Here is a 15333-nt window from a genome sequence, read left to right as displayed (position 1 = left end):
TCACCCGGACCGCCGCCGAGGCGCCGAGCCGCACCGTTCCCCGTGGCGACCGGAGCCGCCGACTGGTCCGCTCCGTGCACGGTCGGGATCCCAGGAAGTCGGTACTGCTCACCGTGGTGACGGCCCTCCTCGCCGGCTACGCCCTGCTGCCCCTCTTCTGGCTGGTCGTGAACTCGACGAAGACCCAGCAGCAGCTCTTCTCGAGCTTCGGGCTCTGGTTCTCCGGGGACTTCGCGCTCTGGGACAACATCGTGCAGACGCTGACGTACGACGACGGCGTGTTCCTCCGTTGGTTCGGCAACACGCTGCTCTACGTCGCCGTCGGCGCAGGCGGCGCGACGTTCCTCGCGACCCTCGCCGGATACGCGCTGGCGAAGTTCGACTTCCCGGGCAAGCGCGCCGTCTTCGCGGTCGTCCTCGGAGCGGTCGCGGTGCCGGGCACGGCGCTCGCGGTCCCGACCTTCCTCATGTTCAGCCAGATGGGGCTCACCAACACGCCGTGGTCGATCATCCTGCCGTCGCTGATCAGCCCGTTCGGGCTCTACCTCATCTGGGTGTTCGCGAGCGAGGCCGTCCCCACGGAGCTCCTCGAAGCCGCCCGGATGGACGGGGCCGGCGAGTTCCGCACCTTCTTCACCATCTCGTCGCGCCTGCTCGCACCGGGGTTCGTGACGGTGCTGCTGTTCACGATCGTCGCCACCTGGAACAACTACTTCCTGCCGCTGATCATGTTGAGCGAGTCGACCTGGTACCCGCTGACCGTCGGCCTGAACGCCTGGAACGCGCAGGCGACGACCGCCGGGGGCGAGGCGATCTACCACCTCGTCATCACGGGATCGCTGCTCACCATCGTGCCCATCGTCGTCGCGTTCCTCTTCCTCCAGCGCTACTGGCAGTCCGGCCTCGCGGCCGGGAGCGTCAAGCAGTGACGGAGATCCCTCCCCGAGCACACCCTTCCGAGCAGTCCTGCTCACATCCCCACACCGAAGTGAAAGGAACACCATGACCACCATGCACCGCAGCGGACGTCGCTGGGCCGGAGTCGCGATCGCCGCGGCACTCGCCGGCTCGCTCGCGGCCTGCGCGCCCGCAGGGAACGCCGCAGACGACGATGCAGGCGCCACCGCCGACGAGATCGCCGCGGCACTCCAGGAGGAGAGCAGCATCACGGTCTGGGGCTGGGCACCCCAGCTCGAGCCGATCGTCGAGGCCTTCGAGGAGAAGTACCCGAAGGTCGACGTGAAGCTCGAGAACGTCGGTACCGGCAACGATCACTACACGAAGCTCCAGAACGCCATCAAGGCAGGCACCGGGGCTCCGGATGTCGCGCAGGTCGAGTACTACGCACTGCCCCAGTTCGCGCTGTCCGGGGCGTTCGTCGATCTCACCGACTTCGGTGCGGCAGAGCTCGAGGACCAGTACACCGCCTCGACCTGGGGGTCGGTGTCGCTGAACGACGGCATCTACGCCCTGCCCCAGGACTCCGGTCCGATGGCGATGTTCTACCGGGCCGACGTCTTCGAGGATCTCGGACTCGACGTGCCCACCACGTGGGACGAGTACATCGAGGCAGGCGAAGCCATCCACGCGGCGAACCCCGACGCGTACATCACCAACGACGTGGGCGACGCCGGATTCACGACCAGCATGATCTGGCAGGCCGGCGGCCAGCCCTACTCCGTCGAGGGTGAGAGCGACGTCATCGTCGACTTCGGCGACGAGGGCAGCCGCACGTGGGCGAACACCTGGAACGAACTCGTCCAGGGCGACCTGGTCGCTCCCATCTCGTCGTGGAGCGACGAGTGGTACCAGGGACTCGCCGACGGCAGCATCGCGACCCTCGTGATCGGCGCCTGGATGCCCGGCAACCTCGAGTCGGGCGTTCCGGATGCCGCGGGCAAGTGGCGTGTCGCCCCGATGCCCACGTACGAGGAGGGCGTCGCTGCCGCCGCGGAGAACGGCGGCGGCGGGGATGCGATCCTCGAGCAGAGCGAGAACAAGCTCGTCGCCTACGGCTTCCTCGAGTTCCTGAACGGACCGGAGGGCGCCGCGATCCACGCTGCCAACGGCGGCTTCCCGTCGACCGTCGCCGACCTCGAGTCTGATGAGTTCCTGGACTACGAGAGCGACTACTTCGGCGGTCAGAAGATCAACGAGGTGCTCGTGCAGGCCTCGAAGGACGTGGTGCCGGGCTGGAGCTACCTGCCGTTCCAGACCTACGCGAACAGCATCTACGGCGACACGGTCGGACAGGCGTACGCCTCGAAGTCGGACCTCAACGAGGGTCTCGCGGCCTGGCAGGAAGCCACCGTCGAGTACGGCGAAGAGCAGGGCTTCACGGTCAACGGCCGGTAGGCCCGACCCCACGCGTGACGTGCGGCCGGCCGGCCCCAATCCCCCTCCGCCGGCCGCACGCCACCCGAGAGACGACTGAGGAACACACGTGTCAACACCCACCATCGGCGGACGGCAGGTCACCGCCCAGGGGATCGCAGCCCCCGCGCCATCCGAGGTCGCGCACTCATTCGTCATCGGCGAGCGCGACTTCCTGCTGAACGGACAGCCGCATCGGATCCTCTCCGGTGCCCTGCACTACTTCAGGGTCCACCCCGACCAGTGGGCCGATCGCATCCGCAAGGCACGCCTGATGGGGCTGAACACGATCGAGACCTACGTCGCCTGGAACGCGCACGCGCCTCGCCGCGGCGCGTTCGACACCAGCGGCGGGCTCGACCTGGGTCGCTTCCTCGATCTCATCGCCGCCGAGGGGATGCACGCCATCGTCCGTCCCGGCCCCTACATCTGCGCGGAGTGGAACAACGGGGGGCTCCCGGCCTGGCTCTTCGGCGATGCCGGCGTCGGCGTGCGCTCCTCCGAGCATCGGTACCTCGAGGCGGTCCGGGAGTACCTCGAGGCACTCGCCCCGATCCTCGTGCCGCGGCAGATCGATCGCGGCGGGCCGATCGTGCTGGTGCAGGTCGAGAACGAGTACGGTGCCTACGGCGACGACCGCGCGTACCTCGAGCACCTGGTCGAGTTGAACCGGGCGATCGGGCTCACCGTCCCGTTCACCACCGTCGATCAGCCGACCCACGAGATGCTCGAGGCGGGGAGCATCGCCGGCGTGCTCAAGACCGCATCCTTCGGTTCGCGCTCCCTCGAGCGCCTGGCCACGCTGCGCGAGCATCAGCCGACCGGCCCCCTGATGTGCTCCGAGTTCTGGGACGGATGGTTCGACCACTGGGGCGCGCATCACCACACGACGGACGCGGCGCAGACCGCGCAGGATCTCGACGACCTCCTGTCGGTCGGAGCTTCCGTGAACATCTACATGTTCCACGGCGGGACCAATTTCGGTTTCACGAACGGTGCGAACGACAAGGGCGTCTACCAGCCGCTCGTGACGAGCTACGACTACGACGCGCCGCTCGACGAGGCGGGGAATCCCACTCCCAAGTACTGGGCCCTGCGCGACGTGATCGCCCGGCACGCCCCCGTGCCCGAGGAGCGTCCCGAGCCGGGGAACCCCGGCCCGCGTCTCCGGGTCGAGCTCGACCGTTCGGCGGCGCTGTTCGACGTCGTCGAGCGGCTCGGCGAGTTCACCGCGCACGACGACCCGCCCACGATGGACGACCTCGGCGCGTACGACGGATTCGCGCTCTATCGCGCCGAGATCGCCTGCTCGGGTCCCGCCCCGCTCGAGGTCGACGAGGTGCGCGACCGCGCCCAGGTCTTCGTGAACGGCGATTCCGTCGGCGTGCTCACGCGGACTCACCGCACTCGTTCGCTCACGCTTCCCCGCGATGCCCACGGCACGCTCGACCTCCTCGTCGAGGATCAGGGCCGCGTGAACTACGGCACGCGGATCGGCGAGCAGAAGGGCCTCATCGGATCGGTGCGCCTCGGCGGGGAGCCGCTGGGGCGCTGGCGGGTCGCCGGGCTCGACGTCGGTCGACTCGAGGCCGTCCGCGAGGCGCTCGAGCCCGCGCGGGCCGTCGCAGGTCCGTGCTACCGAGCGGGGTCGTTCGACCTCGAGACTCCGGTCGACCTGTTCCTCGACACCACGGGGTGGGGGAAGGGCGTCGTCTGGATCAACGGATTCCCGCTCGGCCGGTACTGGTCCGCCGGCCCGCAGCGGTCGCTCTACGTGCCCGCGCCGGTCCTCCGTCCGGGTGGGAACGAGATCCTGGTCCTCGAGTTGCACGGCGCGCCGGCGCGCGTGGCGAACTTCGTGGAACGCCTGGATCTGGGGCACACCGAGTCGTAGTACGCCACGCCCCCGCACCCTTCGCACCCGCCCCGAGACGAACGGAGACCCTGACGCAAGACGCCCCATGTTCACGTAAACCCACGAGATGAACGGAATTGACAGTGTTGTCGAAATCGAACGCTCGAACGCGGTGGGCCCTCCCCGCCGCGATCGTCTCCTCCACCGTCGCCCTGGCGACGCTGCAGCTCTCACCGGTCGCCGCCGCAGCGGCGAGCGATGTCGCCGATGTCGTGCTCACACCGAACCCGGCCTACACCGGGCCCGCATTCGAGGGCTGGGGTACGAGCCTCGTCTGGATGGCGAACGCCACCGGCCGGTACCCGGCATCGGTCCGCGACGAACTCATCGACAAGGTCTTCGGCGATGACGGCCTCAATCTCAACATCGCCCGGTACAACATCGGCGGCGGCAATGCCAGCGACGTCCCCGACTACCTGCGCCCCGGTGGCGCGGTGCCGGGCTGGTGGAACCCCGATGCCGGATTCTCCGACGCCTCGGGTCCGATCACGTCGGACTACGCGGATCGGGACCGCTACCTCGCCGCATGGACGGGCGAGGATGCGTCGGACTACGACTTCGACGCCGACGCATCGCAGCGCGCCTGGATCGCCGCGATCAAGGACGAGGTCACCACGTGGGAGGCGTTCAGCAACTCGCCGCCCTACTTCATGACCGAGAGCGGCTTCGTCAGCGGCGGGTTCGACGCGAACGCCGACCAGATCAAGCCGGATGCGGTCGACACGTTCGTGCAGTACCTGAAGACGGTCGTCGAGCACGTCGAGGAGACCGAGGGCATCAGCTTCGACTCGATCAACCCGCTCAACGAACCGAACACGAACTACTGGGGGACCCAGCTCGGCGGCGACGGCCTCCCGACCGGAGGACGCCAGGAGGGCGCCCACGCCGGCCCCGCGCTGCAATCGCAGGTGCTCTCCGCGATGGCGGCCGAGCTCGCCGAAGCCGGGACCCAGACGGATGCGATCGTCTCAGGTCCTGATGAGACCCACCCCGGCCGGTTCCTCGAGGACTGGTACGGCTGGACGCCGGAGACGAGGGAGGTCGTGGGCCAGCTCAACGTGCACACGTACGCCACCGGCGAGCGGAACCGCGTGCGGGACATCGCCAAGGCCGTCGGCACGCCGCTCTGGATGAGCGAGGTCGAGGGAAACTGGGGCGGTGACGCGTGGAACCCCGCCAGCATCGAGAACGGACTGGGCATCGCCTCGCTGATCACCGACGACCTGCGCGAACTCGAGCCGGACGCATGGGTGCTCTGGCAGCCCGTCGAGGACCTCTACAACATGGAGCTCGGTGAGAAGAAGAACTGGGGTTCCGTCTTCATCGACTTCGACTGCAATGCGGACGGCGACTCCGAGCGCCGGATCGCGGACGGCGCGACCGATCCCTCGTGTCGTGTCGAGGTGAACTCGAAGTACAACACGATCCGCAACTTCACCCATTACATCGAGCCGGGCGACCGGATCATCCCCACGAACGACAACAGCACCACGTCGGCCGTGAAGGCGGATGGCTCGGGGGCCGTCATGGTGCACACCAACACCAGCGGCGACGCGCGCACCCTGGAGCTCGACCTCTCCCTGTTCGCCGACATCGGTCCCGGCGCCACGGTCACCCCGATCGTGACCACCGAGTCGCCCTCAGACGACCCCACCCGGAACGCCCTCGTCGCCGGAGATCCGGTCGCGATCGACGCAACGACGCGCTCGGCGGTGCTGACGGTGCCGGCCAAGTCCGTGACGACGTTCCTCATCTCCGAGACGTCGGGCGTCGCCGACGACGCGCCGTTGCTGCGCGACGGCGAGTCGTATGTCATCCGCGGCGTGCAGAGCGGCAAGCCGGTCACGGCGACCTCGGGTTCGCCCGCCACGGTCCTCGGCGGCGGCACCGATGCGGCCGCCCAGGTGTGGACGGCCACCAGGATCGCCGAGGGCGACGGCACGTCGCGCGACCGCTTCGTGCTCCGACTCGCCGATGGCCGCGCACTGACGGCCGGCGACGACGGGACCGAGCTGCGAGTGATCTCCGACGAGGAGGCACTCGCTGACCGCACGGCGCAGTGGCTCGCGTCCACGCCGGACGGCACCACCTTCAGCCTGCTCAACGGCGAACGCGAACAGGTTCTCGACGTCGCAGGACAGGCGACGAGCGCCGGATCCCGGGTCGGCCTCTGGCCGTCCAACTGGGGCGCGAACCAGGAGTTCACGCTCGAGCAGGTGCCCGACGGCGGGATCGTCCACGAGCCCTACTCGACCTTCCGCCCCGGGCAGGAATGGCTCGACGATTCCGGGCAGGTGATCCAGGCGCACGGCGGCCAGGTGGTCACCGCGGAGGACGCGGACGGACGCACCATCTACTACCTCTACGGCGAGGACCGCACGAACGGGTGGCTGAACACCCCGGGGGTGCACGTCTACAGCTCGTACGACCTCTACAACTGGACCGACCGCGGTCTCGCCCTCCGTGCGATGTCCTCCTTCGACCAGTTCGACTCCGACGAGTACTTCAGCGAGCTCTACGCGGGGTACACGACGCAGGAGAAGGAGGCGGTCTATCGCGACCTCGGGACGGTGCAGACCGACCCGAGCGTGAACCCCGCCATCCTCGAACGTCCGAAGGTGATCTACAACGAACTCACCGGCAAGTGGGTCATGTGGGTGCACGCGGACGGTCCCTCGTCCACCTCGAACGCCCTCTACGCGAAGGCGAAGGCCGGCGTCGCGGTGTCCGATTCCCCGTTCGGGCCGTTCCGGTACATCGACAGCTACCGGCTCCACCGGGCAGCCGCCGACGACCCGACGAACCAGGCGCCGGACAACCCGGGCATGGCTCGGGACATGAACCTGTTCGTCGACGACGACGGGACCGGCTACATCATCTACTCCAGCGAGGAGAACGAGACCATGTTCATCTCCAAACTGAACGATGACTACACGTATCTGTCGGCACCTCCGGCGGCAGCGGTCGAGGGGGTCGACTACCGACGGGTCTTCGTCGACGGGTCCCGGGAGTCGCCGGCGATCTTCCGATACGAGGACCGGTACTACCTGATCACGTCCGGGCTCACCGGCTGGGCGGCCAACCCCGCCCAGTGGGGGAGCTCGACGTCGATCCTCGGCGAGTGGACCGCGTACGACAACCCGTTCACGGGCGACGTCGCATGGAACTCCAACAACTCCCAACCCTCTTCGGTGATCACGATCGACCGTGAGAAGGGGAAGTACATCTACATGGGCGACCGTTGGAACAACGGCGAGGACCTCGCGAATGCGCAGATGGTCTGGCTCCCGATCCAGATGGGCGAAGCCGGACGGACGCTGTCGATCGCGACGCCGGCGGAATGGCGGCTCGAGGACCTCGACCAGTACGCCGTCTGGAACGCGACGGGCGTGCCGACCAGCCTGTCCGTGGGCGAGTCCCTGGACGTCGCGAGCGTGACGGTCACGCAGAACGGCCGGTCGAGCACGCAGCGCGTCAGTTGGAACGTCAGCGGAACCACCGAGGTTCCCGGCGTGATCGTCGCGACCGGCACGCTGCCCGACTTCGGCGGGCGCACGTTCACTCGCACGATCCCCGTCGTTCCCGACGGCGTCGTGTACGCCGTGAACGCCGGCGGTGACGAGACGTCCGACTGGAAGCACCTGGTCGAGGCGGTCGAGGCCGGCGGCTCGCTCGGCAACAGCGTGCCCGACCAGCCCTTCGGTGCCGACGGCACCACGGGTGCGACCTGGGGATACGAGAGCGAGGGCAGCGGGACGGCCGGAACCGCGGACGGCGACATCTTCTCGACGCTCCGCTACGCGGTCGAGGGCCGAGACCTCGCCTACCGTTTCGAGGACCTCGAGCCCGGCGAGTACACCGTGTACGCGGGCTACCACGACCCCTGGCCGTGGGATGACCGCGGTGCCCGGGTGACCGTCAACGGCACGGTCGTCGAGGACGATCACGACTACAGCGCCGAGTACCAGACCAGTGCGTACGAGAACGTCAGCGTGGGTGCCGACGGCAGGCTCTCGTTCAGCCTCAGCCGCACGCGCGGGCACGACGTCCAGCTCAGCTGGCTCATGATCGCGCAAGCGGGTCCCGCGACTCCGGTGCTCGACGTGTCGGCGTCCGCCTCCACACGGTGCGTCGCGAAGAAGGTGGTCGTGACGGTGCAGGCGACGAACAACGACTCGGTGCCGGTGTCGATCTCGTTCGAATCGGCATGGGGGACGAAGTCGTTCGCGTCGGTGAGCCCGGGCGCCAGCGCGACGCACGCGTTCTCGACGCGCGCCGCGAGCGTGCCCGCCGGGTCCGTCGCGGTGGCGGTCGAGGCGACGGTCGACGGCACGCCGGTGACGTCGTCGGTGGATGCCCCGTACGCGGCGTCGTCGTGTAGGTGACGGTCGGGTCGGTGGTCCGCCGGACGGCGGACCACCGACCGGTCCTGAGGGTCAGCCGCGTTCCCTGGTGACCTGAGCCGTCGGCTCGTCGTCGATCGGCGTGCGGCGCCCGCCGCGGGTCGTGACGAGGCTGGCCACGGTGGCAACGGCGATCGTCGCCGCGATGAACAGCAGCGACATCCAGATCGGGATCTCGGGGATCACCGTGACCGCCTCGCCGCCGTTGATGAAGGGCAATTCGTTCTTGTGCAGGGCGTGGATGAGCAGCTTCACGCCGATGAAGGCCAGGATCACGGCCAGCCCCTGCGTGAGGTACACCAGCCGCTCCAGCAGGCCGCCGATGAGGAAGAAGAGCTGCCGCAGTCCCATCAGCGCGAACACGTTGGCCGTGAAGACGATGTAGGCCTCCTCGGTCAGCCCGTAGATCGCGGGGATCGAGTCGACGGCGAAGATGAGGTCGACGAAGCCGATCGCGATGATGGTCAGCAGCATCGGCGTCACCCATCGCCGGCCGTCCGTTCGCACCGTGAGGCGGTCCGCGTGGTACTCGTTCGTCACCGGAAGGTGACGTCGGACGAACCGCATGAACCTGCCGTCGGCAGGGTTCGAACCGCCGTGCGAGAACGCCTGCTGGTAGGCGAGGAACAGCAGCAGCGCACCGAACAGGTAGAAGACCGAGGAGAAGTTCTCGATCAGGGCGGCACCGAGGGCGATGAAGATGCCGCGCAGGATCAACGCGATGACGATGCCGATCATCAGCACCTTCTGCTGGTAGATCTTGGGCACGGCGAAGCTCGCCATCACGATGAGGAAGACGAACAGGTTGTCGACCGACAGCGCCTTCTCGGTCAGGTAGCCCGCGAAGTACTCGCCACCGTAGGTCCAGCCGGAGACGACGCCGATGCCGACGCCGAAGAGCAGCGCGAGCGCGATGTAGAACGCCGACCATCGGGCCGACTCCCCGATCGTCGGCTCGTGGGGCCTGCGGACATGGGCGAAGAACTCGTAGATGAAGAAGGCCACAGTGACGGCGACGGTGATGACCCAGACGATCGGGGTGACATTCACGAGGAACTCCAAACCTGGCGTGGACGGATCGACGCCAAGGTCTTCTCCATTCCCGCGATCGGGAACCGATGGCCCGGGATGCGACATGCATCCGTAGTGACGGGCGATCGTGCCGGAGTACTCCCCTTGGACTGCTCATTCTAAAGGTCTTCATCGGGTGTCGCCTGAAGAGGTGCCCGGTGCTCGATGCCGCGGGTGGGCGTGCCGTTCCCGTGCTCTCCCGCCTCCCAGGCGAGCGCGTTCGGGTTCCCGTGGGCTCCGGCTCAGTCGGCCCGAGCCGCGTCGAAGGCGCGAGCAGCGGCCGCGTACACCGCGTCGATGTCGGTGTCGGGCGGGAAGCGCCGGGCCAGCTCGAGCTCGATCAGGCCGTTGATCGTCGCCCAGGCCGCGCGGCCGAGGTGGATGTCTCCGCCCGTGGCGACGATGAGCGGCTCGGCGGCGCGGTCTTCCAGTTCCTGGGGCACGCGGCTGCGGTCGAGGGGGCGCGTGTTGAGGAGGCGGTACAGGTGGGGGTGGGCCAAGGCCCAGGCGCGGTAGGCGCGGGATACGTCGGTGAAGGTCGCGGGGACCACCCCGACGGTCTCGGCCAGCTCGGTCAGCCCTTCGATGGCCACTGCGGCTTCGATGGCCGCCTTGTCGGGAACGTGCTTGTAGAGGGAGGGGCCGCGCATGCCGAGGGCAGCTCCGAGTCGTCGGATGGTGACCGCTTCGATACCTTCCGTCTCGAGGAGGTGCCGCGCAGCGGCGACGAGTTGGGCCTTGCGCGCGGAGCCCCTCATCTCGCGACGACCCGTTCCGCTCGGTGCTTGAGTGCGAGGTTGAACGCATCGAAGCCATCGTCGGCATCCCTCGTTGCGCCTCCCATCAGGCTGACGAGGATGCCGCTGAAGGTCTCGCCGTGCGTCATCCGGGTGCCGCCATCGGCACCGCGGTCCAGGACGAAGAAGTGCTCGCCGTCGAACAGGCCGCCGAAGGCGAGCTTCCCGAGCCAGCGCAGCTCGCGCCCGGGGGTGGCGGTGAGGACGGTCGGCGTGAACGTCATGCCACGGCCGCCCGCGGGCGCGAGACGGACGACGAGTCTGCTGCCGACCTCGGGAGTGCCCTCGATGCTGCGAATGAACGGGTTCCACTCCGTGTAGGACGCGAAGTCGGTCAGCACGGCCCAGACCGTGTCGGGGTCGGCGTCGATGTCGATCGTGGTCGTGATGGTGGTGCTCATGGCATCCTCCTGGCTCCGTCTTCAAGCTATCAGCGATAGCCACTTTCAGCTAACGCCGATAGCCGCTGCCCTATTCCTGCGCGAGCCGCGTCGGAGCGAGCCGGTCCGAGGGCTCAGCCATTCTGGGCGGCACGGAGTTCGGCCATCTTCGTATCGACGTCGAGGCAGAGCTCGAACACCGCCTGCTCGCGGTTCGGGTCGATGGGCGCGGTGCCGGTGCCGGGGAACCAGACGTAGTCGGGCCACTTCGCGACCCACTCCTCGCGCGGCGCGGGAGGAGGGTTCTCGAAGCCGTTCGCAGCCAGGCACGGGGCGCTGTAGGCGACGAGGTAGTCGTAGATCCAGCCGAGTTCGGCGTCGGTGGGTCCTGCTGCGGTCCGTTCGACGGGGTGCGAGGCCTCGCAGGTCCAGGCCGCGATGGCTTCGGCCTCATTCGCCGTGAGCGGGCTCACGCTCACGACGGGTCCATCGGGGTCGGTCGCGGCGCGTCCTTCTTCGACCTGGAGTCCGGCGGTGTCGTAGCAGGCGCGGCGTACCTCGACGCGTTCGTCCTCCGTGATGTACGTGTCGAACGGGTCGGCGGGGCGCACCGCGTCGGGGTGGGTGACGAGCAGCGCCTCCCACTGCGCGTCGGCGTCTGCCAGCCGCGCCGCTTCGGACTCGTCCTCGGTGAGGGGCGGTGCCGGCTCGGGGACCGGGTCGAGGTGGGGCATCGGGATCAGGACAAGCTTCGTCTCCGACGCAGGATCCGGGGTGGCGGCGGGCGTGTCGGGGGTGTCGGTGGCGCAGCCGGCGAGGGCGACGAACGTGAGGGCGGATGCCGCGACGAGTGCGGCACTTCTGCCGAGACGCGCTGCGTGACGTGAGGGTCGGGTCATGGGGGAATCCTGCCGGAGATCCATCTCCGCATCAGCGAGCCACGGCGGGATCAGGTGCGTCGCACGGTGCCGGCACCACGACCGGACCGTCATCGACCCGGTCGTCGGGCTTGTGCGAGACTCGCTCGGGCGGTCGGGTGGAGTCGTCTTCGTCTCCCATGACCCCAACCTGGTCACGTCGAACGGGACGACCGACGAGACCCACCGCCGCGAGGATCCGGGGCGATCAGGCCTGGCCTTCGCATCGAATGTGGCCTGACAGGGTCGAAGGCCTTCACAAGCCTGTCGTATTCCGGCTACGGCGTCGCCTCGTACACCGCACAGAAGGCTCTCACTGCTGGGCACAAGGGGGCGATCCAGGCTCACCATCTTGTCGAGAAGCGATTCGTGGACCAGATCGGCGGCAACACCAACGAGTGGGCAACGGTCATCGTCACGAGGGAAGAACACGCGATGTTCACAGCCGCCTGGCGGAAGGAGATTCCGTACGGCGACGGCACTCGGAACGCGACCCGCGCAGACGTCGAGAACGCAGCAAGGAAGATCTATGCTGATTACCCCGAGATCCTCGGCGCATTGGGGTTGAATTGACCGAGTTCGTCGCGCTCGAGTTGAAGCGCAATCGCGGCTGGCCGTGGCCCGAGACCTCCTTCGGGTTGGACCCAATGTTCGGCGATGATGGCTGGTGCCACGACTGCGGAATGCCGTTGCGCGAGCAGTGCGGGCCGGTGACGCTGCAACGAAAGGGCATGGCGACCGCCGCGGGAGCGTGGGTGCCGTACTGGCGGTACGACATCATCTGTCTCGAGCAGTCCCTCGCCGACCAGGTCGCAGACGCCTTCTCAGTGCAGTTCATGCCTGTGGCGTGGCGCGGATTCGAGCCCGGCTCCGCACAACAGATCGTGATACCCACCGTCGGCTCGACCTGGTTCGATGAGGATGAGCTGCGCGCGGCGACGATCGCTCGTCACGGATCGGCTGGCGCGCTCTGAAGCGGATGTAGCCGGTGGCGGTGGTTCCCGCTCTCACGCGACCGCTTGCCCGCATACCGGTTGGAGTCGCATCTGGAAGGTGTGGACATCGCCGCCAGCCCGGAGTGGTTCGGCGATGGATGGAAGAGCTTCCGGGAAGTGGTCATGCGTCGTGAACTCGCCGAACTCATCTCCAAGGCAAGCCCGCGCGACTTCAGACCGGTAGAGATCACCGCGGCATGAGCTGCTGACGTGCGCGACTCGGCGTCGGCATGAATCAGCGCCTGCTGCTTCGTTCCGACCCGCTCCCTATTCGGCGGTGACAGGCTGGGCCAGGTCGAGGTGAGTACGACTGCAACACTCCATCGAAGTGGATCGGTTCGAGCAAGCGGTCGCGCGAACAGCCGTGAACGGAGCCGTCGGCACTGGTGCGCGTTGTGCTCCACGCGAGAGCCGCGATCGGCTCGTCCGGAGTTGAGCCGAGGCCGCTCACGAAAACGAACTGAATCATTAATAGACCGTGACGCAACGAAAACAAATCGAACTGACGAACGTCGATCTATCGAGGAAAACATAGCCTGATCAGCCACTTTTCACGAAGAGCCGATGACGGTGTCTGGTTTCAGGACATCGTGAACGGATGTCTCAAGACATCGTGAACGACGGGCTGGTCGGCTGCGGGATGTCTCAAGACATCGTGAACGGTGACCAAGTACGAGTTGCTGATCAAAGCCGTGACCGTGCAAGGGCTCTCCTACGGGCAGGTCGCCGCCCGGTACGGGGTGTCCAAGACGCTCGTGCACAAGCTGCACCACCGGTGGCTCGAGGAGGGTGAGGCGGCCTACCAGCCACGCTCGAAACGGCCCGCGGCCTCACCGACCCGCGTCCCGGCAGCCACCCGTGATCGCGTCCTCGCGCTCCGAGAGGAACTGGTCCGGTTCGGCCTGGACGCCGGATGCGACACCATCCACACCCACCTGCTCAGGGAGGGGCATCAGGTCAGCCGATCGACGGTATGGCGGATCCTCAAGCGGGCTGATCGGATCACCCCGCAACCGCAGAAACGCCCGAAAAGCTCGTACCTGCGGTTCGCCGCGGACCGGCCGAACCAGATGTGGCAGTCCGACTTCACCCACTGGACCCTGACCGCCGGGGTCGGGGTGGAGATCATCGGCTGGCTCGACGACCACTCCCGCTACCTGCTGCACCTGTCCGCGCACCGCCGCGTGTCAGGTCGCACCGTCACGGACACCTTCACCGCCGCGGGCGCAGCGCACGGGTACCCGGCGTCGACGTTGACGGATAACGGCATGGTCTACACCACCCGGTACGCCGGCACCTCGACCGGCACCGGCAACCCGAACGCGTTCGAGACCCTGCTGGCCCTGTACGGCATCACCCAGAAGAACGGACTGCCCTACAAGCCCACCACCCAGGGCAAGATCGAGCGGCTCTGGCAGACGTTGAAGAAACACCTCGCCGCGCACCCCACGGCGACGATCGAGCAGCTGCAGCAGATCCTCGACGCCTTCCGCGAGTACTACAACCAGCACCGACCGCACCGAGCCATCAACCGGCGCACCCCGGCGTTCGCGTACGAACTGATCCCGAAGGCTGCCCCGACCGCGCCGGACGATCCGGACCTGTGGCGAGTCCGCTACGACCGAGTCGACCCCGGCGGGAAAGTCTCACTCCGCTACGCCAACCGCATGCTGCACCTGGGCATCGGCCGACCCCACGCCGGCACCGACATCATCGTGCTCATCCACAACACCGAAGCGACCGTGATCGACCCCGACGGCACCATCCTCAGCGAACACGAAATCGACCCAGAACGGACCTACCAACCAGCAACGAAAAACGGCTGAACCCGCGTCATCCGCGGGTTCAGCCGTTCACGATGTCGTGAGACATCACAGGAGCCGATGACGGGAATCGAACCCGCGCTGTCTGCTTGGGAAGCAGAAGTTCCTAAGTGCCGTATCACAGTCCTTCACTCAGGCTCACGAGCCGCGGAATCCCGCGAAATGTGAAACGCAGTGAGACAGGGTGAACTCGGCAAAACCGTGAGTTAACCGTGACTGCGCCAGGTCGGCTGAAGTACTTGCGAGCCGGCTGGGGGCGGCGGAACAATCCGCCTCGGCAATCGGGCGCTCCTGGCGGGCAAGCTCGTCGCAGCCGCAGAGCGGCGCCCCGCGCACTACCAACGCGTGGCCCAACCCTGGCCCCGGCCTCGGCGCTTCGGTCCGCGCGTCGGCGCAGCTGCACCACGTCGACGCATCTCCCTTCAATGTCATCGTTGCGCATGCTTCGCCTTGGCGATCATGCTCGCCAATCATGACAAAGCCTCGCGTCGCTGGTGGCAGTACGCCTTTGGACACATATGTGTGCGCGCGCATTGACGTGAAACAACTGGCGAAGGCACGCTGACCTCGTACCGAACCGGAACGAGAATTTGGAGGAATCACAATATGAATGTCACGCGCAGAAGTATCGTTGGAGCAGCGGCGGCCGCGACAGCGCT

Annotated in this window: 12 protein-coding genes and 1 tRNA gene; 8 read left to right on the top strand and 5 right to left on the bottom strand. The window is 67.4% G+C overall.

Annotated features, from left to right (window positions below; genetic code table 11):
- Window positions 1-62 precede the first annotated feature (62 nt).
- From ACULK2_RS17475 to ACULK2_RS17460, 4 genes are all read left to right on the top strand, one after another.
- A complete protein-coding gene (locus tag ACULK2_RS17475) occupies window positions 63-929 on the top strand; it encodes a carbohydrate ABC transporter permease (RefSeq protein ID WP_445968216.1) in 867 nt (288 codons plus the stop codon).
- A gap of 73 nt (window positions 930-1002) precedes the next feature.
- Complete coding sequence (locus tag ACULK2_RS17470; RefSeq protein ID WP_445967871.1) at window positions 1003-2355, top strand: ABC transporter substrate-binding protein; 1353 nt, start codon at window positions 1003-1005, stop codon at window positions 2353-2355.
- A 133-nt stretch (window positions 2356-2488) separates the two neighbouring features.
- A complete protein-coding gene (locus ACULK2_RS17465; RefSeq protein ID WP_445968217.1) occupies window positions 2489-4267 on the top strand; it encodes a glycoside hydrolase family 35 protein in 1779 nt (592 codons plus the stop codon).
- A 104-nt stretch (window positions 4268-4371) separates the two neighbouring features.
- Entirely contained in the window at window positions 4372-8673 is a 4302-nt protein-coding gene (locus ACULK2_RS17460; protein WP_445967872.1) for a glycoside hydrolase, read from the top strand.
- A 51-nt stretch (window positions 8674-8724) separates the two neighbouring features.
- Here ACULK2_RS17460 and ACULK2_RS17455 read toward each other — a convergent pair whose 3' ends face one another.
- The 4 genes from ACULK2_RS17455 to ACULK2_RS17440 form a co-directional block, all read right to left on the bottom strand.
- A complete protein-coding gene (locus ACULK2_RS17455) occupies window positions 8725-9741 on the bottom strand; it encodes a TerC/Alx family metal homeostasis membrane protein (protein ID WP_445967873.1) in 1017 nt (338 codons plus the stop codon).
- A gap of 263 nt (window positions 9742-10004) precedes the next feature.
- A complete protein-coding gene (locus ACULK2_RS17450) occupies window positions 10005-10520 on the bottom strand; it encodes a TetR/AcrR family transcriptional regulator (protein ID WP_445967874.1) in 516 nt (171 codons plus the stop codon).
- Window positions 10517-10960 carry an SRPBCC family protein gene (locus ACULK2_RS17445; RefSeq protein WP_445967875.1) on the bottom strand — a complete coding sequence of 148 codons (444 nt, stop codon included), beginning with the start codon at window positions 10958-10960 and terminating at the stop codon, window positions 10517-10519. The genes ACULK2_RS17450 and ACULK2_RS17445 overlap by 4 nt, the downstream gene beginning before the upstream one ends.
- Before the next feature lie 113 nt (window positions 10961-11073).
- Window positions 11074-11838 carry a hypothetical protein gene (locus ACULK2_RS17440; protein WP_445967876.1) on the bottom strand — a complete coding sequence of 255 codons (765 nt, stop codon included), beginning with the start codon at window positions 11836-11838 and terminating at the stop codon, window positions 11074-11076.
- 387 nt (window positions 11839-12225) lie between these two features.
- Here ACULK2_RS17440 and ACULK2_RS17435 point away from each other — a divergent pair, with 387 nt between their 5' ends.
- The 4 genes from ACULK2_RS17435 (at window position 12226) to ACULK2_RS17420 (ending at window position 14677) form a co-directional block, all read left to right on the top strand.
- Window positions 12226-12429, top strand: coding sequence for a hypothetical protein (locus tag ACULK2_RS17435; RefSeq protein ID WP_445967877.1), 204 nt, complete (start codon window positions 12226-12228; stop codon window positions 12427-12429).
- A complete protein-coding gene (locus tag ACULK2_RS17430; protein ID WP_445967878.1) occupies window positions 12426-12830 on the top strand; it encodes a hypothetical protein in 405 nt (134 codons plus the stop codon). The genes ACULK2_RS17435 and ACULK2_RS17430 overlap by 4 nt, the downstream gene beginning before the upstream one ends.
- Before the next feature lie 81 nt (window positions 12831-12911).
- The gene (locus ACULK2_RS17425) at window positions 12912-13052 is read left to right on the top strand and encodes a hypothetical protein (RefSeq protein WP_445967879.1); all 141 of its coding nucleotides are present in this window, start codon (window positions 12912-12914) and stop codon (window positions 13050-13052) included.
- Between the two features lie 461 nt (window positions 13053-13513).
- Window positions 13514-14677, top strand: a complete 1164-nt coding sequence (locus tag ACULK2_RS17420; protein ID WP_445967880.1) for an IS481 family transposase — start codon at window positions 13514-13516, stop codon at window positions 14675-14677.
- A gap of 52 nt (window positions 14678-14729) precedes the next feature.
- Here ACULK2_RS17420 and ACULK2_RS17415 read toward each other — a convergent pair.
- Window positions 14730-14869, bottom strand: a tRNA-Gly gene (locus ACULK2_RS17415).
- Between the last annotated feature and the right edge of the window lie 464 nt (window positions 14870-15333).

The sequence above is a fragment of the Agromyces molybdatiresistens genome (assembly GCF_052748445.2).
This window is presented reverse-complemented; position numbering and strand designations above follow the sequence as displayed.